The following is a 24,961-nucleotide window of genomic DNA, read 5'->3' as shown; positions in this document are numbered from 1 at the left end:
GTCAGCCTCCGAACAGCGAGCCGAGCAAAGGCATCGGCACGCCGAGCCCCACGACGAAGACCAGCGCACAGGCCGCACTGAGGACGAGCATGCCGGCGACAGCGCGCAGCTCGATGCGGAAATGGCGGCTGGCCGCCGCTCCCACCAGCATCAGGGCAGGAAGGGCGATCAACACCCCGGAATAGGGCAGCAGCAGCGCGAACAGCACGGTCGAGCCGGAGACCAGCGCCAGCGCCTTCCAGTTGATGAATCCCAGCCTCATGTCCGGGTTTCCATCAGTTGTGGTGAAGACGCGGATGGCGATGACGCCCCCGATAATGGCGAGCATCGCTCCCAGTATGATGGGAAAGAAGCCCGGTCCCATATTGGATGGACTGCCAAACTCGTAGCCCAGCGACGCGATAATCGTGCCGATGCCGAGCGTGACGTAAAGCACTGCCGACCAGAAATCCTTGCGCTGCAGGATTTCACTGGCGAATGCGCTGCCACCTGGCTTGTATTCTGCTCTACCGGACATAGCGGATGGCCTTCCAGAGGGATGTTGGCTCACCGGCGGATGCCGGCGCGAAGCGGACGAGGCGGACGGGCAATCCATCCGCCTCGCACCAGGCTCGGGTCAGTCGGCGTGGATGCCGTTGTCGCGGATGATCTGGCCCCACTTTTCGGTTTCGCTCGCCACGAAGGCAGCAAACTCGGACCGCGAGGGACCGCCGGCGGTGACGCCGTCCTTGGCGAAGCGCTCCTGCACGTCAGGCTGTTCAAGCGCCGCCTGCACCTGGTCATGAATGGTGTCCAGCAGTTCGGGATCGGTCGCACCCGGCGCGAACATGGCGAACCAGTTGATCACTTCAAAGTTGCCGTAACCGAACTCGCCCACCGTCGGCACATCGGGGAAGGCGTCGCTGCGATGCGCGCTCGACACGGCAAGCGCGCGAATGCGGCCGGCCTCGATCTGGGGCATGGCCGAACTGGGATTGTCCCACATCGAGTCCACATGGCCCGACAGCGTGTCGGTGGCGGCGGCGCTGCCGCCCTTGTAGGGCACATGGATCATTTCGGTGCCGGTGACGAGCGCGGTCAGCGCTTCGGCCATATGCGACAGCGTGCCATTGCCGCCTGATGCCATGGTAAGCTGACCCGGATTGGCCTTGGCGAAATCCACCAGGCTGGCGAAGTCGGGATAGGGCTTGTCCGCCGCCGTCACCAGCACGAGCGGGTTGGAAACGACCAGGCCAACCGGCACCAGATCCTTGTCGGTATCATAGGGCAGTTCGGCAAACAGTGCAGGGTTGGTGGCGAAGCCCGCGCCGGTGATCAGCAGGGTTTGCCCGTCCGGTTCGGCCCGTGCCACCTCGGCGGTGCCGATCTGCGTGCTCGCGCCGGGCTTGTTCTCGACGATGAAGGACTGGCCGGTGCTTTCCTGAAGTTTCTGGGCGACGATGCGGGCGGCGATGTCGGTGATATTGCCCGGCGTATAGGGGACGATGATGGTGACCGTGCCTGTCGGCCAATCGGCCGCGATGGCCGGCTGGCCGAGCATCAGGACGGCCAGTGCGGTGCCGAGCGCGGAATGCAAGCGAAACATTGATTTCCTCCCTTGGTTATCCAGCCACCCTTAGCAACCCATCCTCCCGGAAGGGCAGCGAAAACTGGGCGGCTATCCATTCCAATCTGGAATAGTCAGGCTTGCGCGTCCGCTATCTCCTTTAGCCAGGTGAAGAATTTACGGGACACCGAGAGCTTTTCGTGGCGCACGAGCTGATAGTAATAGCCCATTTCCGGAAAGACGATTTCCTCGCCGATCCGCTGCAGCTGGCCCGCTTGCACGGCGTCGCGAACGAGAAAGCGCGGCACGATCGCAATGCCGAGCTTTTGCAGGGCGGCATCTATGATGAGGCCATATTGCTCATAATAGTGAAACCGCGTCGCGGAGAGGCTGATGCCATGCCGCTCTGCCAGCTGGAACCAGGCGGCCTCCACCTTCACATGCTGCAGCAGCGGATAGGTGACGATATCCCTCAGCGCCAGGTCCGCCGTGGCGATCGAGGGATGCGCGACCACCCAGAAGCGATCGCCGATCAGCCACTGCGCTGATGGCGGCGGACTGCCGCCGCCATTGAAGAATATCTCGGCATCGGTATCGGCATAGCGCTGGCCGGGCGCCGTCCGTACCCGAAAGACCAGTTCCTGGTCCGGGTGCCGGGCCACCAGGTCGTGATGAAACGGAATGAGAAAGCGCTGGGCAATGATGGGCGGCGCCACGATCCTCAGCGTGCCCGAGCCCTGCGAACTCACAAAGGCCTCGACTGCGGCATCGATGGTGCCGATGCCCTCGGCAATGCGCGACAGGAATATCCTTGCATTGTCATAGGGAATGACGCCGTCCTTGCTCCGCTCGAACAGGGGCACGCCCAGTTGCGCCTCGACCTGCTGAACGTTCTTGCTGACCGCACTCTGCGTCATGTTGAGAGCCTGGGCTGCTGCCGTCAGGTTCTGGCGGCGCAGAACCTCAAGGCAAATCCGCAAACTCGAAAGCCTGATATCCCGCATGAACCCCTCTGGCAGCCGCCTCGCCACCATGCCCCCCGGATCGCCAAACCAAAAAGCCCCCGCCGGAGCGAGGGCCTTATTTGGTGCGTTCAGCCTTACGAGCTTTCGCTTGTTAACAGCCGACCCGCCTTCTCTGAACTGCTAGGCAGTCCTAGCACAAAGCCAGAAAAACCACGTCAGTTCAAGTCCAAAGCATTCCGACGGCAACTACAAGACTACTTGCTTACCATTGTGAGCACAGTCAGGTTAGGAGCGGCGCTGGTGTGGACCCTGCGCCTATGCTACTCAAGGACTCATCCGGGTCTGGATGAGTGATCGGGGTATGGGTTTGGACGCCAATCCCGATCACTGCCTCTTTGGCAATTCCGTTAGCCGTAACCCTTAGCCGACCCATAGGCAACATATTTCTTTACGTACCTAATTATTCCTTATAAGACAACTTGATTACCATCAAACTTATAAGTGTTTGGAGGGCTCGTTGGTATCGTATTCTCTTGGACTGGACAAGGGCACAAATTCCATCGGCTGGGCCGCCCTGCGTCTCGACGAACAGGGCGAGCCTGTCGGCATCATCGAGGCTGGCGTGCGCATCTATGCCGATGGGCGCGAGCCCAAGTCCGGCACCTCGCTGGCCGAGGGGCGCCGCATTGCGCGCGGCATGTCGCGCCGCCGCGACCGCTATAAGCGCCGCCGCCGAACGGTGCTCAACACCTTGACCGAATTCGGCCTGATGCCGGCGACCAAAGCGGCGCGCAAGGCGCTGGTGGCCGAAACCAATGACCGGCGTTTCGGGGAAGTGGCCAGCAATGTCTATGCACTGCGGGCCCGCGCGCTGGACGAAAAACTGCCGCTCTATCAACTGGGGCGCGCGCTGTTTCACCTCAACCAGCGGCGGGGCTTCAAATCCAACCGCAAGACCGACAAACGCGATAACGACCAGGGCAAGATCGCCTCGGCTATTTCGCGCCTTGGCCGAAAACTCGATGAAGCAGGAGCACGAACCCTCGGCGAGTTCCTGCATAAGCAGCATGCCGCTGGCAAATGGGTGCGCGTGCGCCCGTCGCGCGTCCCCGGCGAGGACGACAAGGAAGAGGACGGCTATGGCTTTTATCCCGAACGCAGCTTTCTCGAGCGCGAATTCGCCGCGATATGGGAAGCACAGGCCGCCTTCTATCCCGAACTGCTGACCGAGGAACGGCGCGACCACCTGCATTGGGTGATGTTTTTCCAGCGCCCTCTCAAACGGCCGACAGTCGGCAAATGCAGTTTCCACCCGGATGAGGATCGCCTGCCCAAGGCGCATCCCCTGTTCCAGGAATTCCGGCTGATCAAGGAGCTCAATGAGCTGGAAGTCGTCCATCGTGGCGACCGGCGCGAAAAGCTGACGCCTGACCAGCGCGATAGGCTGTTCAACCAGTTGCGCACACAGCGCTCCTCGGCTTTCACCGCGCTGCGCAAGACAATCAAGGCGCCCACCGGAACCCGCTTCAACAAGGAGAGCGACGCCCGCGACAAGCTCAAGGGCGACGAGGTCGCGGCCGAAATGAGCCACAAGGACCGCTTCGGCCAGGCCTGGATCGGCATGCCGCTGGCCGAGCGCTGGGCGGTGGTCGCGATGCTGCTCGACACCGAAGACCCGCTGGAGGTCAAGGCATGGCTCGAAGAGCGCTATGGCTTTGCCGCCGACCGGATCGATGCCATTGCCGCCGCGAAACTCCCGACCGGCTACGGCCGCCTGGGTGAGACGGCGCTGCGGGACATGCTTGATGAGCTGAGAAACGGTACCGTCAAGGACGATGCCGGGCGCGACGTGGTGCTGACCGAGCGGCAGGCCATGGATAATATCTGGGGCGACAACCCCGCCCTGCAGCGCGCCGTGACCGATGCGCGCGAGCTTCCACCCTATCAGGAGGTTCTGGGCCGGCGCATTCCGCCGGGCACCGGCAAGCCCGCCGACCCCTATGACGTGCAAAAGGGTCGCCTGACCAATCCCACCGTCCATATCGGGCTCAACCAGCTCAAGCGCATCGTCAACGTGCTGATGCGCCGCCACGGCCGGCCCGAACAGATCGCGCTGGAACTGGCGCGCGACCTCAAGCTCAACGAGGAACAGAAGGCCGAGAAAAACCGGGAGATCGCGCGGAACACCAAGGCCGCGGAAGCACGAGGAAAGAAGCTGGAGGAACTTGGCCACGCGAACAACGGCTACAACCGCGTCCTGCTCAAGCTATGGGAAGATCTCAACCTCAAGCAGCCCGAAAACCGAGAATGCATCTATTGCGGCAAGGCGATCGGCATCGGCACGCTGCTTTCCAACCAGGTCGATATCGACCACATCCTGCCCTGGTCGAAAACCCTCGATGACAGCCAGGCCAACCGCATCGTCTGCCATGTCGAATGCAACAGGCAAAAGGGCAATCACGCCCCTGCCGAGGTGCCGCAATGGCATGATCGGTACGACGACATCCTGGCGCGGGCCGAGCGCCTGCCCCGCAACAAGGCCTGGCGCTTCGGCCGCGAGGCGATGAAGAAATTCAAGGACGATGAGAGTTTTCTCGCCCGCCAGCTGACCGACACCCAATATCTGTCGCGCCTGGCGCATGAATATCTGGGCGCGCTTTATCCTGACGAGGAACCGGACGAATGGGGCGGCCCCGCACGCCGAAACCATGTCCGCGTCATTCCGGGGAGGATGACCGAGATGTTGCGGCGGCAATGGGGCCTCAACGCCATCATCTCCGACCACAATCAGAAAAATCGCAACGACCACCGCCATCACGCCATCGACGCCATTGTCGTCGGGGTGACCACCCGCCGTCTGCTGCAGCGCATCGCGACTGTAGCAGGCGGGCGCGAGGCGCTGGCGCTCGAGGAAACCATCGGCAAGATCGAGCCGCCCTGGCCGGGCTTTTACGACGACGTGAAGGCTGCCATCGACCGCATCGTGGTCAGCCATAAGCCCGATCACGGCTCGCTGCCCAAACCAGGTAAGCCGGGCCGGACAGCCGGCCAGTTGCACAATGATACCGCCTATGGCTTTACCGGAGAAGCGCGGAACGGCGTGCCGATCATGGTGCACCGCGTCCCGTTCGCCAGCCTGACCGAAAAAGACATTCCCTCGATCCGCGATCGGCAGCTCGCCGACGCGCTCTATGCCGCCATATCGGGCATTTCCGGCAAAGCCGAGCTGGCGGCCGCGCTCGCCCGCTTCAGCGAGAGCGGACCCTATAAAGGCATCCGCCATGTGCGCGTGGTCGAGCCGGTCAGCGTCATCGCCATAAAGGACCAGGCCGGGAAGGCCTATAAGGGCTACAAGGGCGACGCCAACTATCGCTACGACGTCTGGGAATTGCCCAATGGCAAATGGACCCACGAGGTGGTGAGCATGTTCAATGCCCATCGACCCGACTGGCAGTCCGAAATCCGCAGCAAAAATCCCGCCGCCCGCAAGGTGCTGAGCCTGCACCAGAACGACATGGTGGCCTATGAGCATCCCCAGGATGGTTATACCATCGGACGGGTCGTGAAATTCAGTGCCGGCGGACAGATGGCGCTTGCCGGTAACCGGGAGGGCGGCGCGCTCAAGAGCCGGGATGCCGATCCAGAGGACCGGTTCCGCTATTTCTACAAGTCAGGTGGCGCCATGCGGGATGTACAACTCCGCCAGGTACGGGTGGATGAGACCGGACGTGTCTTCGATCCAGGCCCGCAGGACCGCGAGAGCCGCAACGCGCGCAAGCAGAACGACGCCGGTTAACACTAAATAAAGGAATAAATTTCGCGCTCAATAGCGGCGGCATAGTGTTGCCGTCATGGAGCGGATAGTCGACATAGAAACCGATGGCCTGTTTCTGGCGGTGCATCGCGGATTTTTGACCGTGAGCGAAGCCGGCGAGGAGCGCGGGCGTATTGCACTCGACGATATTGGCGCATTGATTGTGCATGCGCATGGCACCAGTTGGTCCAATAGCGTCTTCACGCGGCTGAGCGAGCGCGCTGTGCCGGTGGTCATATGCGGCACCAACCATGCGCCGGTCGCCTGCGTCTGGCCGCTGGAAGGGCATCACCTGCAGGCGGCGCGCATGCGGGCCCAGATTGCGGCCACCCGCCCGCTCGGCAAGCAGATTTGGGCCAGGATAGTGGCCAGCAAAATCCGCATGCAGGGCGACGTTCTCATGCGCCGCGGCGTCGAAGCCGGCGCTTTCGACATGCTCGCCCGCAAGGTTCGTTCCGGCGATCCCGACAATGTGGAGGCGCAGGCGGCGCGGCGATACTGGAAGGCCCTGTTCGGCCCGGACTTTTCGCGCGATCAAGACGCAGCCGGCCTCAATGGCCTGCTCAACTACGGCTATGCGGTATTACGCGCGATCGTCTCCCGCGCCATCTGTGCAGCGGGGCTGCACCCCACCATCAGCGTTTTTCATTCCAATCGCGCCAATGCTTTCGCCCTGTCCGACGACCTGATGGAGCCCTACCGCCCGCTCGTCGACGAATTGGTTCGGCGCCTTGCCACCGAAGGCGCCACCGAGGTCAACCCAGACACCAAGCGGCAACTGGCAGCCATTTCCACGCTCGATCTGACTAGTGGCGACATCGTCTCGCCGCTTGCGGTCCACGTGCAGCGCTTTGTCCATTCGGTGGCAACCAGCTTCGAATCCGGCGAAGCCCGACTCGCTTTGCCCGCCGGGCTTGTCTTCGCTGAGCGGCGCGAGGAGGCCCTCGATGACCCGGCGGGAACTTAGGGCCAATGCCGAACCTTCCCACCTCAGCGGATACCGATTCATGTGGATGCTGGTAACCTTCGATCTGCCTGTCGAGACACCGGCCCAGCGCAAGGCCGCCAACCGATTCCGCCACGACCTGCTCGATCTTGGCTTTGAAATGAGCCAGCTTTCCAACTATCTTCGCTTCTGCAACGGCAAGGAGCAGTTCGACTCCTACGTCCGCAAGATCGGTGCAAAGCTGCCGGAGTTTGGCAATGTCTACATCTTCCAGTTCACCGACCGGCAGTATGAGAACATCGTGCGATTCTCGGATCAAGGCCGCCGCCCAGCGAGAAAAAATCCGGACCAGATGGCACTTTTCTAAGTCCAGCCGCCAATTTCCAGACGCCGAAGTGACCGAAATCTCCTGTGTTTACAGAGATTTCGGCCAACATCGAGCCTAGCAGTTCAGAGAAGACGGGCCAACGGCAACCGCTCAATGGATCGAGCCATGTCAGGCGCTAAGCCTAGCAGTTCAGAGAAGACGGGCCAACGGCAACCGGGAAGCCGATCAGCCCATGAGCGAAAAGAGCCTAGCAGTTCAGAGAAGACGGGCCAACGGCAACACTGGGGCCGGGAGTACAAAGGCAACATCAAGCCTAGCAGTTCAGAGAAGACGGGCCAACGGCAACGACCGCTGCATTGAGGATGTTGTGTGCGCGAGCCTAGCAGTTCAGAGAAGACGGGCCAACGGCAACAGAGTGAGCGTGGGACCAACCACCTCCTACAGCCTAGCAGTTCAGAGAAGACGGGCCAACGGCAACCCTTGACCAGAACGCGGTCACCCGTCACCAAGCCTAGCAGTTCAGAGAAGACGGGCCAACGGCAACTGGTGTGGCGCCACGATCTGGGAAGCGGCCAGCCTAGCAGTTCAGAGAAGACGGGCCAACGGCAACTCAGGCAAGTTGTCATTCGCGCGGATCATGAGCCTAGCAGTTCAGAGAAGACGGGCCAACGGCAACCTATGCCTTCTGCTTGGGGATGGGGGTTAGTAGCCTAGCAGTTCAGAGAAGACGGGCCAACGGCAACTCGATATCGACGCTTTCAGTGCGGATGTATAGCCTAGCAGTTCAGAGAAGACGGGCCAACGGCAACACGCTCTCTGGGTGCACGAGAACCGCAAGGAGCCTAGCAGTTCAGAGAAGACGGGCCAACGGCAACGAAGACCGCTTTATCCGCGTCCGTTCATGGAGCCTAGCAGTTCAGAGAAGACGGGCCAACGGCAACATGACGCGGCCGCGATCCGGTCCTATGGCTAGCCTAGCAGTTCAGAGAAGACGGGCCAACGGCAACTGAGCGCCCAAGCGCCCATTGGCTTGATGGAGCCTAGCAGTTCAGAGAAGACGGGCCAACGGCAACGACTTAACCAGTGCAGCAACAACCGTCTTAAGCCTAGCAGTTCAGAGAAGACGGGCCAACGGCAACTCGATCAGCTTTTTGGCCGACATGGCGAGCAGCCTAGCAGTTCAGAGAAGACGGGCCAACGGCAACGGCCATGGAACTCTACGCCATGCCGGCAGCAGCCTAGCAGTTCAGAGAAGACGGGCCAACGGCAACCGAAATGCTTCGGCAGTTCGTGGCCGGTGAAGCCTAGCAGTTCAGAGAAGACGGGCCAACGGCAACGCTGAGATCGAGGTTCACATAGGCGCCTTCAGCCTAGCAGTTCAGAGAAGACGGGCCAACGGCAACGAGTGCTTTGCGTCGATCACGAGCCGACGAAAGCCTAGCAGTTCAGAGAAGACGGGCCAACGGCAACCCCGAAGTGCATCGACAGATAGCCGTCGCTAGCCTAGCAGTTCAGAGAAGACGGGCCAACGGCAACCCAGCCCATGTTGAGGCGGCAATCGGCCTGGAGCCTAGCAGTTCAGAGAAGACGGGCCAACGGCAACGGTCGATGCGGCGGCATCCAGTATGCCCTTCAGCCTAGCAGTTCAGAGAAGACGGGCCAACGGCAACCCCGCCGCAATGCGCCACGCCCCTACCCTGCTACCGTCTCGCGATAGTGGCGCAGGACGGCGTCGGCGTTGACGGCGGTGCAGATCAGGTGTGGCGGGCGGTTGGCCCAGTCGGGGTGTCCACCCTTGCGGGCCGCCGGCATCTGGATGGTCTGGCCGGCGGCGATGCCGTCGCAAACGACGCAGATGGGGCCGGAGCGTGTTTCGAACCAGTCGGGACGCAGCGCATAAGTCACGGCCAGCAGGTCGTGCCCGACCACGCCGGCAAGGCCCATGACGTCCTTGTAGAAGCGCGCATAGTGATCCGACATCTGGCGCAGCAACTCGCCATTCTCCCCGGCCTCGGCCGATAAAGCGGCGAGGTAGTCCTCTGTGAGGATGATGTCATGCGTCACATCGAGCCCCACCACCACGACGGGCCATTCGGCCGTGAAAACCTCGTCGGCGGCAACCGGGTCGCCATAGATATTGGCCTCGGCCGCCGGGGTAATATTGCCGCTGCGGCCTTCGTAGCCGAAGGCCCCGCCCATGATCACAACCTGTTTGGTGAGGCCGGCAATGGCCTTGTCCTGCCGCAAGGCGAGCGCCAGGTTGGTCATCCGCCCCACGGCAATGATCGTCACCTCGCCTGGATGGGCGCGCAGCGTATCGATGATGAACTGCGATGCCGTGCCCGGCTGCAGGCCCGTCTCGTCGACTGCCGGAATATCGATGTCACCCAGCCCGTTATGGCCGTGCACGATGACCGGCTCGGGCTTGACCTTGCCGTCAAGCGTCTGGCCTGCGCCCTGGATGACCGGCGCGGCAATGTGGAAGCGCTCACGCAGGAACAGCGCGTTGCGTGTCGTTGTCGCGATATCGGCATTGCCGACGACGGTGGTGATGCCGAGCAGTTCGATTTCGGGCAGCTTGCTCAGGTAGAGCAGCGCCATGGCGTCGTCGATGCCCGGATCGGTATCGAAGATGACCTTCATGGATTCGTCCAATGCTGTATCGCGCCCTGCCGTGGGGGCCTCTGCGCGGGGAAGAAAGGGAGGTGGAGCGCAATGCTCCATCGGGTGGCGGCATCAATCATGGCGGATGCCGCCCGTCAAGATGGTGCGGCCAGCATGGCCGGATTGACATTTGCCGAAGCGGGAACTAGCTAATCCTGACTTGGGAGATCATATATATCGTGACGGCAAAAGACGCCATCGCTGCCCTGCCGCTGCGGCAGTTTCTGGCGCCGTTGCAATCGGCACAGAACCTGCATCTGTCGATCGGCGTCGAACCTGTCGGACATGAGCCGGTTGTCGCATTGTCCCCCGCTGTCATCGACACGTGGCTGATCGAGGTCGGCCACGGCGCCACGGGCATGGATGCCAAGACCCGCGCCGCCTACCTGATCGGGGATATCGGCTGGGCGTTTGGCTGCGGCATGGGCGCCCTGCATCTGGCCGGCGGCCTGCCCGATATCGACGCCGCCGCCATCGCCGCGGCGCCGCAGTGGTATCGCTGGGAGGAGGACGGCGAGAGCGGCGATGCCCTGCGCTTCACCCTGCGGCTGCTGGCCGATCCCGATGCCGGCCATCGGCCGCTCGATGCCGCCGATATCCGGGCCCTCGCCATAGCGGCCCATGCGCCACTGATCGAAGCGCTCTTTGCCAAAACCCGGCTGGGCCGCGGCGCCATGTGGCGGCTGGTGGCCGATGCCCTGGCGGCGGGCTGGCTGGCGGCCGGCAAGCGGGTTGGCCGGGAGACCGACGCCATGCAGGCTGCCTCCGCCATCATCCACGCCCCCGGCTCGCCACTGGCCAACAAGCAGACCGGGTTCGTGGAGATCGTGGTGCGCGACGAGACCGATCCCGAGCGCGTCCTGGGCTGCGAATGGTTCCGGGCGCGGGGCGGCTGTTGCCGCTACTATACGACCGCGGAATCGGCCGGCGAATATTGCACCACCTGCGTCCTGCGCCCGACCGCGTCGCGCGACCAGCGCCTCCACGACCACCTGAAGGCCAGGCTGCAGATACCCGCCTGAGCGGGGCCGTACGCCCTATAAAAGCCCAGTGAGCAAATAACATTTTTAACGATGCTGTGACGTGGCGTTGTTCGTCGTGTAAAAGGGTTTGTATGAATAGGGGGCATGGACACGATCAGTCTTGGCCCAGGCGCACGCGCGTCGGGGCCAAAGCGTTGCGGCGGAGTTGGCTTTGCGGTCCCTATCGACATCTGCGCTCGCCGAACTGCTGGAGCTGACGGCCCGCATGCTGCATTCACGCGGCTACGCGGCCGATCTGTTTCCAGCGCAATGGACGGCCCTGCGCTATTTTTCCCGCGCGCCGATCAGCCAGCGTACCGCCAGCGAACTGGCGCGTTTCCAGGGCCTCGCCAACGGCCCGGTGAGCCGCACGGTGCGAACGCTGGTGCAGAAGGGCCTGCTGGCCAAGGCGGCGGAGCAGCCCAAGGGGCGCGCCGAGCTGCTCGAGCTGACCGGTGCGGGCCGTGCTATGCTCGACCAGGATCCGACCTTGGCGCTCGAGGACATCATCAGCGGGCTGGAGACCAGCGAGCAGGAATGCTTTGCCCGCTCGCTCGAACTCATCGTCCGGCGGCTATCGGTGCTGCGCTAGCGAGCCGAACAGTGCCCTGATATCGACGATCAGCTCGCCCATCTCGAACGGCTTCACATAGACCTTGCGGGCACCCCAGACCAGCGCCAGCGCCGCTGCCGTGGCGATGGAGAGACCCGGCCCGCCCCCGGTGACCACGAATATCTCGGCTGCCGGCGATATGGCCCGCATGGACTGGATGATCGCGATGCCGTCGGCGCGCGGCATCCACAGATCGGTCACCACCACGTCGAAGGCCTCGCGGCCCAATGTCTCGATGGCCTCCATGCCATCGTCGACCTCGACAACGGCAAAGCCTGCATCACTCAGCGCGTCTCGCAGCGGCCGGCGACTGTCGGCATTGGCGTCGGCAATCAGCACCGTGCGCATCGGTGCGTCAATCATGGTTCCCCCAGCCCAATAGCCAGCCGCCTTGCGGCGACACCAGAATATGCGCCCATCCGTTGCTCACTGAGCAGTAAAATGTCAAGCAAAAGGCCGGCGCGAGGCCGGCCTTTTCAGTCTTTTACAGAGGTTTAGCGCTTGGCCAGGATGTTCCAGGCGCCGGTTACAGTCAGCGCGGCCAGGGCCATCTTGAGGATATCCCAGATGATGAACGGCTGGATGGCGCCGGCATAGGCCGAGCCGACCACATTGTTCTGGTCGATCCAGCCGGCATTGCCGGACAAGGCCAGCAGCCAGACAAAGCCCAGCACCAGCAGCACGGCGTCGGCGGCGACCATGGCGGCAAACAGGGTCAGCGGCTTGCCCGAAGCGCCCCTGTCGGCGGCATAGCCGACGATGGCGGCCATCACCAGGAACCCGAGCAGGAACCCGCCGGTCGGGCCGACGAGATAGACCAGGCCCCCGCCGGCGGCGAAGACCGGCAGGCCGAAGGCGCCTTCGAGCAGGTAGAGCGCCACCGTGGCGACGCCGATGCGCAGGCCGAAGGCCGCCGACAGCGCCGCGATGGCAAAGCCCTGCAGCGTCACCGGAACCGGCCAGACCGGTACGTTGATCTTGGCGCAGATGGTGATGAGCAGCGTGCCGAGCACGACCGTTGCGAGATTGGCTGCCAGCTTGGCAGTATCGCCCTTGGGCTGGAATACGCCGAGCAGCGTGTTGGGCGTGGTCAAAGTCACGGCCATTTCATACCTTCCATGCTTGTCTGAACCGGCGTCCCCTCCCGGGCCGCGCTGTCGTTCAAATCACGACTTCTTTAGTCTCTCGACAAAGTGAGTGCAATGGCGTCACCCGTTCCGGCCCTGTCCTTCGACAGGGACTTCGACCCCCAGACCGGCCGCGCCGTGCCCGTTGCGTCCGGCATTACCCGCGTTACCGCGCCCAATGGGAGCGCCTATACCTTCACCGGCACCAACAGTTTTCTGCTGGGCCATGAGCGGCTTGCGCTGGTCGATCCGGGGCCCGACGATCCGGTTCATCTCGCCGCGCTGGTCGATGCCATCGGCGGCCGGCCGGTCGATGCCATCATCCTTTCGCATACCCACCGCGACCACAGCGCATCGGCTGCGCGGCTGGCGCGCGACCTGGGCGCCCCGCTCTGGTTCGGCGGCCCGCATCGCTTGTCGCGCCCGCTGCGCCGATTCGAGCGCAATCCCATCCGCAAGTCCTGCGATTGGGATCTGGTGCCAGACCGTACGCTGGTCGACGGTGAAGCCATCACCGCGGGCGACCTGCCCGTCACCGTCCACACCACGCCGGGCCACTGTGCCAATCACCTGGCCTTCGGCATTGGCGATATCCTGCTCAGCGGCGACCATGTCATGGGCTGGAATTCGACGCTGGTCTCGGTCCCCGACGGCTCGATGGCAGACTATCTGGCCTCGCTCGACAAGGTCATCGCCCTGCCCTGCTGCCAATATGTCCCCGCCCATGGCGGCCCCATCGCCGATGGGCCTGCCTATGCGACCGCTCTTCGGGCCCACCGCCAGATGCGCAACGAACAGGTGGTCGCCGCCGTCCGCGCCGGCGCCCGCACCGTTTCGGCGATCGTGGCGGCAATCTATCCCGCCCAGCCCTTGCCGGTCCGCCGCGCCGCCCGCCTGACCATCACGGCCCATGTCGAATATCTGGAGGGGCTTGGAGAACTGAGGGTGTCGCGGGGGCCGCTGGGGATGCGGATATCTTCTTCACCTCTCCCTTCGGGGGAGAGGTCGGCGCGTAGCGCCGGGTGAGGGGGCCTTCGCTCATACAACCCCACCCGCCGGACCGCCCTCGGGCTTGACCCGAGGGCCGTCCTCAACACGGCACAAGCGGCCAATGGTCCTCGGGTCAAGCCCGAGGACGGTCCGGCGATTGTTGAGACGCTACTCCACCGCCTGTTCCGTCTCCTCCGTCCCCGCCTCCAGCGGCATGTTCGCATTGGGATTGTCGCGCAGCAGCCCCGTCACCGCATCGTCCAGCGCCCCGAGGAAGTCCTCGATGCGCGTGCCGTTGGCGCCGAAGTCATGCAGCGCATTGAGCGAAGCCGAACGCATATCGACCACCGACGATGTAAGGTTGCCGGTCACGCGGATCACCACTTCCTCGCGCCAGCCCGGCAAGGTCACGATCTGGGCATTGACCTGTCCCGGATCGAACCCGGCGGTCGGCTCTCGCAACAGGCGGATGTCCCAGCCATTGGCGGCCACCAGCCCTCGCACCAGGCCGAAGGTCGGCACCAGGCCCAACGGATAGGTGCGCGTTTCGACATTGGGAAACACCGCCGCCATCTCCTCGGCCGAAAGCATTTTGGGCGCCGGCATGGCCTGCATGCCCGGCTCGAAGACCAGCGGCAGTAGTGCCCGATCGGTCGTGGAAATGTCCGTCACCGGTGGATAGGTCAGCATCAGGCTGCCGTACCAGGCAAAGGGCAACAGGCTCAGCGTGCCGAACAGCAGCCCGGCCAGCGCCCTGCCCCAGCCCTGGTCGCCGGTCTGCCATAGCCGCGCCAGCGCGACCAGCGCGGCCAACACCGCCAGCAGGGCCACCAGGCCTGCTGCCAGCGCCGCCACCAGGAACAGGTCGCTGGTGATCAGCCGGAACCAGTGCAGCAGCACCGAAATGATGACGAGCGGCACCGCGACGCTGCCCAGCCGGCGCGCCACAATTGCCCATTTCGATGTTCGGATCAGTATGCGCAATGCCGCCCCTTCACATGCGCCGCGAGATTACCCGCAAGGTATTGCGCGAATTTGAAGATTTCCCCGGCCAGCGATCATTTGCGCTTGGTCTTGGGATCGGGCGCGCCGCACATGGCGCGGATGGCGTTCCATTCCGCCGATGTGAACGGCGGCTCCAGCCCGGCCGGCCGCTGCTGGCTCAGTATCTCCAGCGCCGCCTTGCGGTCATCGGTCAGCGGATGCGTGCTGAGCAAAGCCAGCGCGCGGGCGAATTCATCGTCCGCCCCGACCCGGTTGATGAGGTCGGCCAGCCCGGCCGGGTTGAAATCCATGCGTTCGGCCACATGGCCGGCAAAGGCATCGGCCTGCCGCTCGGCATCGCGCGAGAAGCGGGCGTCGATGATGGTCGCGCCCAGGCCCGCCGCCACCGAAATGCCCGTCATGTCGCCGAGGATGAAGCCGATCAGCGCGCCGGTGCCGGCCGTGGAAATCAGCTGTTCCATGCCGTGCCGGTGCGCCACATGGCCCACCTCATGGGCCAGCACGCCGGCAAACTCATCCTGCGTCTCGGCCTGGTCCAGCAGCGCCGAAAAGAAGAAGACCTGCCCGCCCGGCAGCGCGAAGGCATTGGGAATGTCGGACTTGACCACCCGGATATCGAGCTCGAATGGCGATCCCGACCCCTCCAGCGCCGCCGCCCCGAACCGCGCGATAGCCCGGTTGGCGAGGCTATCGGGGTTGCTGTCGCAAACCTGGAAACCGCTCTCGTCGCCGAGGCTGGCCTGCATCTGCCGCGCCACGGTCTCGCCCAGGCTCCGTTCCCAGTCGGGCGGCACCAGTGCGGTAATGCGGCCGGCCAGCAGCGGCACGCCGTAGAGATAGGCGAGGATCACTGCCGCCAGCGCCACGGTGGCGGTCACCGCGATGCGGATTTCCCGCCCGGCCTGCTGCCGCCGCTTCTGATGCAGCACCGGCAAGGTCGCCAGCACCCGCGCCACATCCTCGCGCCCCTTGACCACCACGCGGGCACCGGTCGGCTGTCCATTGGCGCCCAGCCGCAATTCGTCCTTCCGGCCGTGCATGGCAAAGAGATCGGCCGTCGCCCAGCGCCCCAGCTCGGCGCCATCCCCGGCGCGGATCACCAGCGCCCCGGCCTCGTGGATGAGCCCCACGAGGTGAACCTCTGCCGTCAGCCCATCGTGAAAGCGCGCCGCGATGCTCTCGCTCATCAATAGGCTCCGACATTGAGCGCATCGGCCAGGCCCTCGCCGCCAAGGCGGGCATCCTCGCCCCGCGCCTTGACGTCACGCAGGCTGTCGAGCCCGGTGATGCTGGCGCCTTGCGCCACCAGTTTCCAGAAACCCAGCCCCAGGAACAGTTCCACCATCAGGCTGAAAGCGCCCAGCAGCAGCAGATAGCCGAAGACAATGGCAAGCAGCACGCTGAAGCTCCCCTGCAGGTTCTGCATGAACACCTGCAGATCGAATTCACCCCCCGCAAACGCCCCGCTCGCCACCGAGCCCAGCACGACCAGCCCGCCAATCGCCAGCACGACGTAACTCCCGGCCAAGGCGAGCCCGAACAGCACATATTGCCCGACCAGACTCCGCGCCCGCACCGAAACGGCAAGCGCTGCCTGTCCCAGCCGCACCGAAGAGAACATGCGGCTGATCTCGCGCGACTGGTAATAGAGCACCAGCAGGCCAATCAGCGCGACGGCGATGACCATCACCACGACGCCCCCGACGCTGGGCACGCCGCTCACTGGCACCCCGCCCATGGCCCAGCCCGTGCCCAATCCCGCCGCAGCGATCAGCGCGATGGCGACATAGGACACATAGAACGGGCGCGCGAGCTGCCTCCAACTGCCCGTAAAGCCGAATTGCCGGTCGCCATACCAGCTATGGCGGTAGCGATAGGCCCACAGGTTTGCCGCCATGAACGGATAGGCCAGCCCCGCCGTCGCCAGTACCAGCAGCGACCAGAAGAAGCGCCTGATGGCATAGCCCCAGGCGCTGCCGCCCTGATCGCAGCGTATGCCGCGCCACAGGGTCCGCGACAGCCGGAAGTCCCGCGCCCGGTAGATGGCATAGCCCATGAGGAACCAGACCAGCACCGCGACACCCGAATAGCCGACAATGGCCGCTTCGGACGATTGCGTGGAGAGATAGAAGAACAGCCCGTAAAGCGGCACGAACACCGCCAGCGCCATCAGGAAGCCGAGCAGCAGTTGGATGGCATTGCCGGTATATTCCAGCGGATCGCCATCGATCTCGGTATTGGCCCAATAGAACCGCCGCTTCCACGTCGTCAGCCAGAACCGATAGAGCCCGATGGTGGGAATGAGCAGCACATAGCCGCGCAGCAGCATGGCCGCCAGCTCTCCCCGCTTTCCGGTAAACTTGACCGGCACCGGCCGCTCCTGCCCCCAGACCATGATCCACCCTCAAGCCACGGGAGGGTTTTAGGCGAGGTGGTGGAGATTGGGAAGGTGCGTGCTTGTCCCGACAATGCGCACCAAGAGTGGAGTTCCCCCTCGCCCCTTGAGGGAGAGGGGGCAATTTCCTCGTTCAGAGGAAATTGCGGGTGAGGGGTTCTCTCCGCAAGTCCGGTGCTTGTGGAACAAACCCCGGGGAGGCACCTTCTCCCTCAAGGGGAGAAGGGAAGCTCCGTGGATGCGGCAACATTGTGCGCATCCCCTAAGGATAGAGCCTTTCGCTCCTCCAGCCGCCACTCGCGCGGGTGAACCTTACCCGGTCATGCAACCGGAACTCCCCATCCTTCCAGAATTCGATACTGTCGGGCACCAGCCGGAACCCCGACCAGTGCATTGGCCGCACCACCGGGTTTTCGCCGATTTCGGCGCTGATCTCGGCCACCCGCGTCAACAAGGCCGCGCGGCTCGAAACCGGCCGGGACTGCTCGGAGGCCGACGAGGCGATCTGGCTGCCCTTGGCCCGCGAGGCGAAATAGGCGTCCGCCTCCTGTGGCGTCACCACCTCCACCGGGCCGCGCATCCGCACCTGCCGCCGCAGCGACTTCCAGTGCATCACCATGGCCGCCTTGGGCTGGGCCAGCAGTTGCTTGCCCTTCTCGCTCTCGAAATTGGTAAAAAAACAGAACCCCCGCGCATCCCGCGCGTTGAGCAGCACCATGCGCACATCGGGCAGTCCATCGCCATCGACGCTGGCCAAGGCCATGGCATGGGGATCGTTGGCCTCGGCCTCTTTGGCCAAGGCGAACCACTCCTCGAACACGGCAAAGGGATCGAGGTCGGCACGGTCGCTGTCGTCGAACAGGCGCTCGGTCAGCGTCTGGAGCATGGTGGAATCATCCCTTCGTCGCGCATAACTGGACATTACCGGGGGCGGTGGCCATATAGGACTTGAACCTTGGGCGAAGCAACGCCCTCGACATTGAACGGACCAAATGCGCGATCCCTATACCGTGCTTGGGGTGCAAAGATCGGCGAGCGAGAAGGACATCAAGTCCGCCTATCGCAAGCTGGCCAAGAAGTATCACCCCGACCAGAACCCGGACGATCCCTCGGCGCACGGCAAATTTGCCGAGGCGACCAATGCCTATGACCTGCTGACCGATGCCGGCAAGCGGGCCCAGTTCGATCGCGGCGAGATCGACGCCGACGGCAACCCCAAATTCGCCGGCTTCAGTCCCGGCGGCGGCGGCGCGCGTGGCGCCCGCAGTGGCGGGGCCGGCGCAGGCTTTTCGGCCGAGGACATTCTCAAGGAATTCATGAGCGGCTTCGGTGGCCAGCCGCGCGGCGGCATGGGCAATGGCCGCGGCCCTACCGGCGGCGCCCAGTGGGACCCCTTTGCCGGCGCGACGGCCGGTGGCGGCCGCAGCATGAAGGGCGAGGATATCGTCGTCACCGCTGCCGTGTCGCTGGAAGATGCCCACAAGGCCGCCGCGGTCCCGGTGCGCATGCCTTCGGGCAAGGTGCTGTCGGTCAAGCTTCCCGAAAAGGTCGAGGAAGGCCAGCAGATTCGCCTCAAGGGCCAGGGCTCGCCCGGCCTGGGCGAGCCCGGCGACGCGCTGGTTACCGTGCGTTTCGAGAAATCCAAGCAGTTCCGCCGCGACGGCGCCGACCTGCGCACCGATGTCGCGCTGACGCTCTACGAAGCCGTGCTCGGCGCCAAGGTCCGCGTGCCCACGCTGGACGGTTCGGTCGAACTCAACCTGCCCCCCGGCGTCGATACATCAAAGGCCCTCCGCCTCAAGGGCAAGGGCCTCCATGGCGGTGGCGACTTGTATGTGAACCTACGGGTCGTCCTGCCCCCCGGCGGCGATCCGGATTTGGAAGCTTTGGCCCGATTCATGCGGGATCAAAAGCCGTACAAGGTTCGGGATTAGCCTTCCTTACCTCTCCCTTTGGGGGAGAGGTAAGAGCAGCCCTACCCCCGCGGCGCCGCCGCCCGTGCCAGCCGGTCATTGATCGCCTCGCCCAATCCCGTCTCCGGAATCGGCGCCACCGCGATCACCCCTACCCCCGCCGCATCCAGCTCATGCAGCATCGCAAACAGGTTCCGCGCTGCCTCGTGCAGATCTCCCGCCGGTGACAGGTTCCGCGTCACCCCGCCAAAATCCGGCCCCTCGCCAAATGCCAGATATGCCTCACCCTCGCGCGGTTCGGCATCGAGCCGCAGCAGCGCATTGGGCGCATAGTGGCTCGCCAGCATGCCCGGCGCCGCCACCGCCGCGTCCTTCTCCGCCACCGCGACGGTCACACCCAGCTTTCGCTCGATTTCCTCCCGCGCCACCGCCCCGGCGCGCAATTGCACCAGCCGATCCCCCTCGACCCGGACGATGGTGGATTCCACCCCCGCCCGGCATGGGCCGCCATCGAGCACTGGCACAATGCCGCCAAATCCCCGCCGCACCTGCGCGGCCGTCGTCGGCGACAGCCGCCCCGACGGATTGGCCGATGGCGCCGCCAGTGGCCGCCCCACGGCCGCGATCAGCTCCAGCGCCAGGGCATGGTCGGGAATCCGGATCGCCACGCTATCGAGCCCCGCCATAACCACATCGGCCAGCCCATTGCCCGGTTTCGCCGGCAATACCAGCGTCAGGCTGCCCGGCCACAGGCTCGCCACCTTCAGCGCCAGCGGCGAAAACACCGCCAGCGTCCGGGCCATATCAAGCCCGGCGCAATGGACGATCAGGGGATTGAAGCGCGGCCGCCCCTTGGTCTCATAGATCGACAGCACCGCATCGGCGTCGGTCGCATCCGCCCCCAGCCCATAGACGGTCTCGGTGGGAAAAGCGCAGAGCCGGCCCGCGCGCAGCAGGGCGGCGGCCTCGGCCACGGTTTTGGGGTCGGCGGCGGGTTCGGTCATGGCCGTTGTTTGACAATGCCGCCCTCGCGCGTCAAGACGAAGGGGACGAATCAGGAGACGTGAGCCCGGTGACCACGCTGCTTGTCAGCCAACCGAACTTTGCCGACCATGTCACGCCGCAGGGTCACCCCGAGCGCGCCGACCGCATCCGCGCGGTCGAGGATGCCCTCAAAAGTCCGCGCTTCGACAAGCTCCTGCGCCGCAACGCGCCATCGGGCGACCTGATGCTGGCCGAGTTGGTCCACGATTCCCACTATCTCGCCCATCTGCGCAGCGGCCGCCCCGCCGAGGGCATCGGCCAGCTCGACGCCGATACCTTCATTTCCGCCAATTCGCTCGCCGCCGCCGCCACCGGGCTGGGCGGCGCATTGGCGGCACTCGATGCCGTGCTGCTGGGCGAGGCCGACAATGCCTTCTGCGCCATCCGCCCGCCCGGCCATCACGCCGAAATCGCCACGCCGATGGGCTTCTGCCTCATCAATACCGTGGCCATCACCGCGCGCGAGGCGCAGCGCAAATATGGCGCCGAGCGCGTCGCCATCGTCGATTTCGACGTGCATCACGGCAATGGCACGCAGGACATTTTCAAGGCCGACCCCACCGTCTTCTACGCCTCCAGCCACCAGATGCCGCTCTATCCCGGCACCGGCAAGGCCAGCGAGACCGGCGTCGGCAATATCGCCAACACCCCCCTCGCGCCCAATACCGATGGCGAGAGCATGCGCGAAGCCTACGAGGCTCGCATCATCCCCGCCCTCCTCGATTTCGCCCCCGATCTCATCCTCATTTCGGCGGGTTTCGATGCCCATGAGCGCGACCCGCTGGCCCAGCTCAATTGGCAATCGGGCGACTATGGCTGGCTCACGGGAAAGTTGATGGATGCCGCCGCGAGGTGCTGCGGCAACCGCATTGTGTCGCTGCTCGAAGGTGGCTATGACCTCAAGGGCCTGGCGGGGGGTGCTTCGCACCATGTCGCCATGCTGATGGATGGCGCCACCGGGCGCCTTGCTGACCAGGAATGAGTACGATGGCCGACAATGAAGACGTCAAGACGCTGAGCTTCGAGGCCGCCCTGGCCCAGCTCGAGGAAATCGTCGGCAAGCTCGAATCGGGCCGCGCGCCGCTGGCCGAATCCATCGCCATCTATGAGCGCGGCGAAGCCCTCAAGAAGCATTGCGAAACCCTGCTTCAGGCCGCAGAAGCCCGCATCGAAAAGATCACCCTCTCCCGCGACGGAAAGCCCACTGGCACCGAACCGCTGGACGCGTAGACTCTGCCACGCCCTCGTGGTTCGAGGGTCGCTGCGCTCCCACCTCACCATGAGGGCGTGCCACCGAGGCAACATGACCAGTCCCAAATCCCTCCGCAATTTCCGCATCGTGCTCTGGGCGCTGGTTGCCGTGGTGGCCATCGGCGCCACCGCGCTCTACCTGTTCCGCCCCCCTGCCCGCCCGCTCGGCGTCACCGGGCAGACGTTCGAGCTGGCCTCGACCAAGGGCGGCAGCTTCACGCAGGATAGCCTCAAGGGCGTGCCGAGCCTCATCTTCTTCGGCTATACGTTCTGCCCCGATGTCTGCCCCACCACCCTGGCCGAAACCACGGCCTGGCGTGCCGCGCTCGGCCTGACGCCCGAGCAGCTTCGCATCATCTTCGTCACCGTCGATCCGGCCCGCGACACGCTCGACACGGTCAAGGGCTATGTCGAGGGCTTCGATCCGTCGATCATCGGGCTGGTCGGCAACGAAACGCAGACCGACGCGATCAAGGCCGCCTTTGGCGTGGTCGGGGAAAAGGCCGAAGGCTATGCCGAGGACGATCCCTATTATCTCGTCGATCACACCGCCCTGACCTTCCTCATTGACGCCGACGGCACTTTTGACGGCACCGTCGCCTACGAGGAAGCCACCGATACCGCCATCGCCAAGGTCAAGCGCCTGGTCGAGGGATGAGCGAGCGCATCCGCATCGATCTCGCCCTCGAACAGCGGAGCCTGGTGCCCAGCCGGGCCCGGGCCCGCGACGCCATCCTGCGCGGCACCGTCACCATCAACGGCGTCACCGCCCACAAGCCCAACCAGATGGTCGGCGCGGCCGACAAGCTGGCGCTCAGCGATCCCGCCGCCAACTACGTCTCGCGCGCCGCCCTCAAGCTGGTGGCCGGACTCGAAGCCGGTAGCATCGACCCATCGGGCCAGACCTGCCTCGATGTCGGCGCCTCGACCGGCGGCTTCACCCAGGTTCTGATGGAGCGCGGCGCTGCCCGCATCTACGCCGTCGATGTCGGCCACGACCAGTTGCATAGCCGCCTCCGGGGCAGCGACCGCGTCGTCAGCATGGAAGGCGTCAACGCGCGCGAGCTGACCCGCGAGACGATCCCCGAGCCCATCGACCTCTTGGTCTCCGACATCAGCTTCGTCTCGGTCACCAAGGTTCTCGCCGCGCCGCTGGCGCTCTGCGCGCCCGCGGCCGACGCGGTGATCCTGTTCAAGCCGCAATTCGAGGTCGGCCGGCAGAATATCGGCAAGGGCGGCATCGTGACCGACGAAACCGCAATCGCCGCCGCACTCGTCGAAGTCATCGCCTTCGTCACCGCACAGGGGTTCCGGCACCGGCTATCGGTGACCTCGCCCATTGCCGGCGGCGACGGCAATGTGGAAACGGTATTGGTGTTCGGGCGCCAATAACCAAAAACGCGATGTCATTCCGGCGAAGGCCGGAATCCATCCTAAGATGACATGACGCACTGCGAGGGCTGGAAAACCCCAAGATGGATCCCGGCCTTCGCCGGGATGACACCGCATCAGCGGGTAGTCCTGATCTCAGTTCCGCTCAAACCCCACAGCGCCATCCCGCCCGGTCTGCCCGCGATGGCGCAGCGCATGGTCGGCCAGCACCAGCGCCATCATCGCCTCGCCCACCGGCACGGCGCGGATGCCCACGCAAGGGTCGTGCCGCCCCTTGGTCACGATATCGGTGTCCTCATTGCCCGTCGTCACCGTCTGCCGCGGCGTCAGGATGGACGAGGTCGGCTTCACCGCAAAGCGGCACACAATGGGGTCGCCATTGGAAATCCCGCCCAATATGCCGCCGGCATGGTTGGAGAGGAAATAGGGCCGCTCTTCCCCGGAGCGCATCTGGTCGGCATTCTCGATGCCGGTCAGGCTGGCCGCCTCGAAGCCGGCGCCGATTTCCACTGCCTTGACCGCATTGATGCTCATCATCGCCGCGGCGAGGTCGGCGCTCAGCTTGCCATAGATCGGCGCGCCCCAGCCGGCCGGCACATGCTCGGCCACCACCTCGATGACGGCACCCACCGAATTGCCTTCCTTGCGGATGCCGTCGAGATAGTCGGCCCATAGCGCCGCTGCCTTGGCATCGGCACAGAAGAACGGGTTCTGGTCCACCTGATCCCAATCGAAATTGTTGTAGTCGATCTTGTGCGGACCGACCTGAACGAGACTGGCGCGGATGGAAATTCCCGCCAGCACCTGCCGCGCCACTGCACCGGCCGCCACCCGCGCCGCAGTCTCGCGCGCCGAGGTGCGGCCACCGCCGCGATAGTCGCGGATGCCGTATTTCTGGTCATAGGTATAGTCGGCGTGGCCGGGCCGGTATTTGTCGCGGATTTCCGCATAATCCTTGGAGCGCTGGTCGGTATTCTCGATAACAAGCGAAATCGGCGTGCCGGTCGTGCGCGGCCCGTCGGTGCGCTCGTCCTCGAACACGCCGGAGAGGATTTTCACCTCATCGGCCTCGCGCCGTTGCGTCGTATACTTGGACTGCCCCGGCTTGCGGCGGTCCAGGTCGCGCTGGATCATCTCGGACGTCAGGCTCAGGCCCGGCGGACACCCATCGACCACAACGCCAAGCGCCGGCCCATGGCTTTCGCCCCAGGTGGTGAAGCGGAAGAGATGTCCTGATGTATTGAACGACATGGTGCAGCCCCTTGGGTCGAGGCTTTCTAGGAGCCACGCGCGACAAGGTCAATCAACCCACGCTGTCCCAGGTGTTGGTCGCCGAATAGAGCGTCATGCGGCCCCGCACGAAATGGGCGACGGCGCCTTGCGGCGGCGGCCAGCTCACCACCTGGTCGCGCTCCACGCCTTCGACGAGATGGCGCAACACCCGCAGCACGCCGCCATGGGCCACGACCACTGCATGCTGGGTCAATTCGCGGGCGAAATCGAGCAAGCGCACCGCCACGTCATCGTAGCTCTCGCCCTGCTCGGGCCGGTAATGCCAGCGGTCATACTCACCCGCCAGTGCCTGTTCGCGCGCGATTCGGAATGGAGCCGCCCTTCATGCGTGCCGAACGAGATTTCGAGCAGCCGCGGATCGAGCACCACCGGCGGCAGTTCCATGTCGAAGGCGTCCCGCATGCGCTCCATGGTCTCGGCCGCCCGGCCCAGGGGCGATGCGAACCAGCGCAGCGACAGCGGATCGACATTGTCCCGTTCCAGCAGTTCGCGCAGCAGCACGCCGCTGGCATCGGCCTGCATGCGGCCCGTGTCGTTGAGGGGAATATCCTTGGTGCCCTGATAGCGCCGCTCGCGATTCCAGTCGGTCTCGCCATGCCGGGCAAAATAGAAATCCGGCCAATCCAGGGGTGTCATCGATTCTTCCCGCGCTG

The 24,961-nt window shown here is 64.5% G+C and carries 25 protein-coding genes and 1 CRISPR repeat array; of the genes, 11 read left to right on the top strand and 14 right to left on the bottom strand.

Annotation, left to right across the window (positions count from 1 at the left end):
- Position 1: 1 nt before the first annotated feature.
- The 3 genes from ASD04_RS17260 to ASD04_RS17250 form a co-directional block, all read right to left on the bottom strand.
- Positions 2–517, bottom strand: a complete 516-nt coding sequence (locus ASD04_RS17260) for a tripartite tricarboxylate transporter TctB family protein (RefSeq protein WP_056259711.1) — start codon at positions 515–517, stop codon at positions 2–4.
- Between the two features lie 99 nt (positions 518–616).
- Positions 617–1,585, bottom strand: a complete 969-nt coding sequence (locus ASD04_RS17255) for a tripartite tricarboxylate transporter substrate binding protein (protein WP_056259709.1) — start codon at positions 1,583–1,585, stop codon at positions 617–619.
- Between the two features lie 95 nt (positions 1,586–1,680).
- Positions 1,681–2,550: a LysR family transcriptional regulator gene (locus ASD04_RS17250; protein ID WP_162245156.1), complete on the bottom strand. Its 870-nt coding sequence runs from the start codon at positions 2,548–2,550 to the stop codon at positions 1,681–1,683.
- Positions 2,551–3,028: 478 nt separating this feature from the next.
- On the opposite strand from ASD04_RS17250, the gene cas9 reads away from it, so the two are divergent.
- The 3 genes from cas9 to cas2 are packed head-to-tail and all read left to right on the top strand — an operon-like array spanning position 3,029 to position 7,638.
- Positions 3,029–6,307: a type II CRISPR RNA-guided endonuclease Cas9 gene (gene cas9 / locus ASD04_RS17245; RefSeq protein ID WP_082531318.1), complete on the top strand. Its 3,279-nt coding sequence runs from the start codon at positions 3,029–3,031 to the stop codon at positions 6,305–6,307.
- Positions 6,308–6,362: 55 nt separating this feature from the next.
- Positions 6,363–7,292, top strand: coding sequence for a type II CRISPR-associated endonuclease Cas1 (gene cas1 / locus ASD04_RS17240; RefSeq protein ID WP_056259705.1), 930 nt, complete (start codon positions 6,363–6,365; stop codon positions 7,290–7,292).
- The gene (gene cas2 / locus ASD04_RS17235) at positions 7,273–7,638 is read left to right on the top strand and encodes a CRISPR-associated endonuclease Cas2 (RefSeq protein WP_244488352.1); all 366 of its coding nucleotides are present in this window, start codon (positions 7,273–7,275) and stop codon (positions 7,636–7,638) included. Before cas1 ends, cas2 begins: the two co-directional genes overlap by 20 nt.
- 72 nt (positions 7,639–7,710) lie before the next feature.
- Positions 7,711–9,269: direct repeats of the CRISPR family, unit length 36 nt; unit sequence AGCCTAGCAGTTCAGAGAAGACGGGCCAACGGCAAC.
- A gap of 22 nt (positions 9,270–9,291) precedes the next feature.
- Here cas2 and ASD04_RS17230 read toward each other — a convergent pair.
- On the bottom strand, positions 9,292–10,242 hold the full coding sequence (locus tag ASD04_RS17230) for a nucleoside hydrolase (RefSeq protein WP_056259700.1): 951 nt from the start codon (positions 10,240–10,242) through the stop codon (positions 9,292–9,294).
- 200 nt (positions 10,243–10,442) lie between these two features.
- On the opposite strand from ASD04_RS17230, the gene ASD04_RS17225 reads away from it, so the two are divergent.
- Together ASD04_RS17225 and ASD04_RS17220 are read left to right on the top strand one after the other, a co-directional pair.
- Positions 10,443–11,285, top strand: a complete 843-nt coding sequence (locus ASD04_RS17225) for a (2Fe-2S)-binding protein (RefSeq protein ID WP_056259697.1) — start codon at positions 10,443–10,445, stop codon at positions 11,283–11,285.
- A 172-nt stretch (positions 11,286–11,457) separates the two neighbouring features.
- The gene (locus tag ASD04_RS17220; RefSeq protein ID WP_056259695.1) at positions 11,458–11,877 is read left to right on the top strand and encodes a MarR family transcriptional regulator; all 420 of its coding nucleotides are present in this window, start codon (positions 11,458–11,460) and stop codon (positions 11,875–11,877) included.
- On the opposite strand, the gene ASD04_RS17215 is transcribed toward ASD04_RS17220, so the two are convergent.
- Both ASD04_RS17215 and ASD04_RS17210 read right to left on the bottom strand, forming a co-directional pair.
- On the bottom strand, positions 11,860–12,261 hold the full coding sequence (locus tag ASD04_RS17215; protein WP_082531317.1) for a response regulator: 402 nt from the start codon (positions 12,259–12,261) through the stop codon (positions 11,860–11,862). The genes ASD04_RS17220 and ASD04_RS17215 overlap by 18 nt on opposite strands.
- A gap of 131 nt (positions 12,262–12,392) precedes the next feature.
- Complete coding sequence (locus ASD04_RS17210) at positions 12,393–13,004, bottom strand: biotin transporter BioY (RefSeq protein ID WP_056259691.1); 612 nt, start codon at positions 13,002–13,004, stop codon at positions 12,393–12,395.
- Positions 13,005–13,100: 96 nt separating this feature from the next.
- On the opposite strand from ASD04_RS17210, the gene ASD04_RS17205 reads away from it, so the two are divergent.
- The gene (locus ASD04_RS17205; protein WP_056259690.1) at positions 13,101–14,051 is read left to right on the top strand and encodes an MBL fold metallo-hydrolase; all 951 of its coding nucleotides are present in this window, start codon (positions 13,101–13,103) and stop codon (positions 14,049–14,051) included.
- A 132-nt stretch (positions 14,052–14,183) separates the two neighbouring features.
- On the opposite strand, the gene ASD04_RS17200 is transcribed toward ASD04_RS17205, so the two are convergent.
- From ASD04_RS17200 to pdxH, 4 genes are all read right to left on the bottom strand, one after another.
- Complete coding sequence (locus ASD04_RS17200) at positions 14,184–14,999, bottom strand: DUF1499 domain-containing protein (protein ID WP_156461309.1); 816 nt, start codon at positions 14,997–14,999, stop codon at positions 14,184–14,186.
- Positions 15,000–15,073: 74 nt separating this feature from the next.
- Positions 15,074–16,207 (bottom strand): M48 family metallopeptidase, encoded by a 1,134-nt coding sequence (locus tag ASD04_RS17195; RefSeq protein ID WP_056259688.1) that lies wholly within the window; start codon positions 16,205–16,207, stop codon positions 15,074–15,076.
- Positions 16,207–17,415: a DUF898 family protein gene (locus tag ASD04_RS17190; protein ID WP_056259685.1), complete on the bottom strand. Its 1,209-nt coding sequence runs from the start codon at positions 17,413–17,415 to the stop codon at positions 16,207–16,209. Before ASD04_RS17190 ends, ASD04_RS17195 begins: the two co-directional genes overlap by 1 nt.
- 262 nt (positions 17,416–17,677) lie before the next feature.
- Complete coding sequence (gene pdxH / locus ASD04_RS17185) at positions 17,678–18,301, bottom strand: pyridoxamine 5'-phosphate oxidase (RefSeq protein ID WP_056259683.1); 624 nt, start codon at positions 18,299–18,301, stop codon at positions 17,678–17,680.
- Positions 18,302–18,407: 106 nt separating this feature from the next.
- On the opposite strand from pdxH, the gene ASD04_RS17180 reads away from it, so the two are divergent.
- Positions 18,408–19,349 (top strand): DnaJ C-terminal domain-containing protein, encoded by a 942-nt coding sequence (locus tag ASD04_RS17180; protein ID WP_056259681.1) that lies wholly within the window; start codon positions 18,408–18,410, stop codon positions 19,347–19,349.
- A 41-nt stretch (positions 19,350–19,390) separates the two neighbouring features.
- On the opposite strand, the gene ASD04_RS17175 is transcribed toward ASD04_RS17180, so the two are convergent.
- On the bottom strand, positions 19,391–20,332 hold the full coding sequence (locus tag ASD04_RS17175; protein WP_056259679.1) for an L-threonylcarbamoyladenylate synthase: 942 nt from the start codon (positions 20,330–20,332) through the stop codon (positions 19,391–19,393).
- A gap of 68 nt (positions 20,333–20,400) precedes the next feature.
- Here ASD04_RS17175 and ASD04_RS17170 point away from each other — a divergent pair, with 68 nt between their 5' ends.
- The 4 genes from ASD04_RS17170 (at position 20,401) to ASD04_RS17155 (ending at position 23,015) form a co-directional block, all read left to right on the top strand.
- Positions 20,401–21,354, top strand: coding sequence for a histone deacetylase family protein (locus ASD04_RS17170; RefSeq protein ID WP_056259677.1), 954 nt, complete (start codon positions 20,401–20,403; stop codon positions 21,352–21,354).
- A gap of 5 nt (positions 21,355–21,359) precedes the next feature.
- Entirely contained in the window at positions 21,360–21,602 is a 243-nt protein-coding gene (locus tag ASD04_RS17165; protein ID WP_056259675.1) for an exodeoxyribonuclease VII small subunit, read from the top strand.
- A gap of 73 nt (positions 21,603–21,675) precedes the next feature.
- Positions 21,676–22,281: an SCO family protein gene (locus ASD04_RS17160; RefSeq protein WP_162245155.1), complete on the top strand. Its 606-nt coding sequence runs from the start codon at positions 21,676–21,678 to the stop codon at positions 22,279–22,281.
- Positions 22,278–23,015, top strand: a complete 738-nt coding sequence (locus ASD04_RS17155; RefSeq protein WP_056259673.1) for a TlyA family RNA methyltransferase — start codon at positions 22,278–22,280, stop codon at positions 23,013–23,015. Before ASD04_RS17160 ends, ASD04_RS17155 begins: the two co-directional genes overlap by 4 nt.
- A gap of 135 nt (positions 23,016–23,150) precedes the next feature.
- On the opposite strand, the gene aroC is transcribed toward ASD04_RS17155, so the two are convergent.
- Genes aroC through ASD04_RS17140 form a run of 3 tightly spaced genes read right to left on the bottom strand, consistent with a single transcriptional unit; the run spans position 23,151 to position 24,944 of the window.
- Entirely contained in the window at positions 23,151–24,266 is a 1,116-nt protein-coding gene (gene aroC / locus ASD04_RS17150) for a chorismate synthase (RefSeq protein ID WP_056259671.1), read from the bottom strand.
- A 52-nt stretch (positions 24,267–24,318) separates the two neighbouring features.
- Positions 24,319–24,534 (bottom strand): hypothetical protein, encoded by a 216-nt coding sequence (locus ASD04_RS20020; RefSeq protein WP_348271026.1) that lies wholly within the window; start codon positions 24,532–24,534, stop codon positions 24,319–24,321.
- On the bottom strand, positions 24,498–24,944 hold the full coding sequence (locus tag ASD04_RS17140; RefSeq protein ID WP_056259666.1) for a histidine phosphatase family protein: 447 nt from the start codon (positions 24,942–24,944) through the stop codon (positions 24,498–24,500). Before ASD04_RS17140 ends, ASD04_RS20020 begins: the two co-directional genes overlap by 37 nt.
- Positions 24,945–24,961: the final 17 nt, after the last annotated feature.

Origin of the sequence: Devosia sp. Root436 (assembly GCF_001426345.1) — a bacterium.
GTDB lineage: Bacteria > Pseudomonadota > Alphaproteobacteria > Rhizobiales > Devosiaceae > Devosia.
Note: the sequence above shows the minus strand (reverse complement) of the source record. Positions and strands in the feature narration are given on the sequence as shown.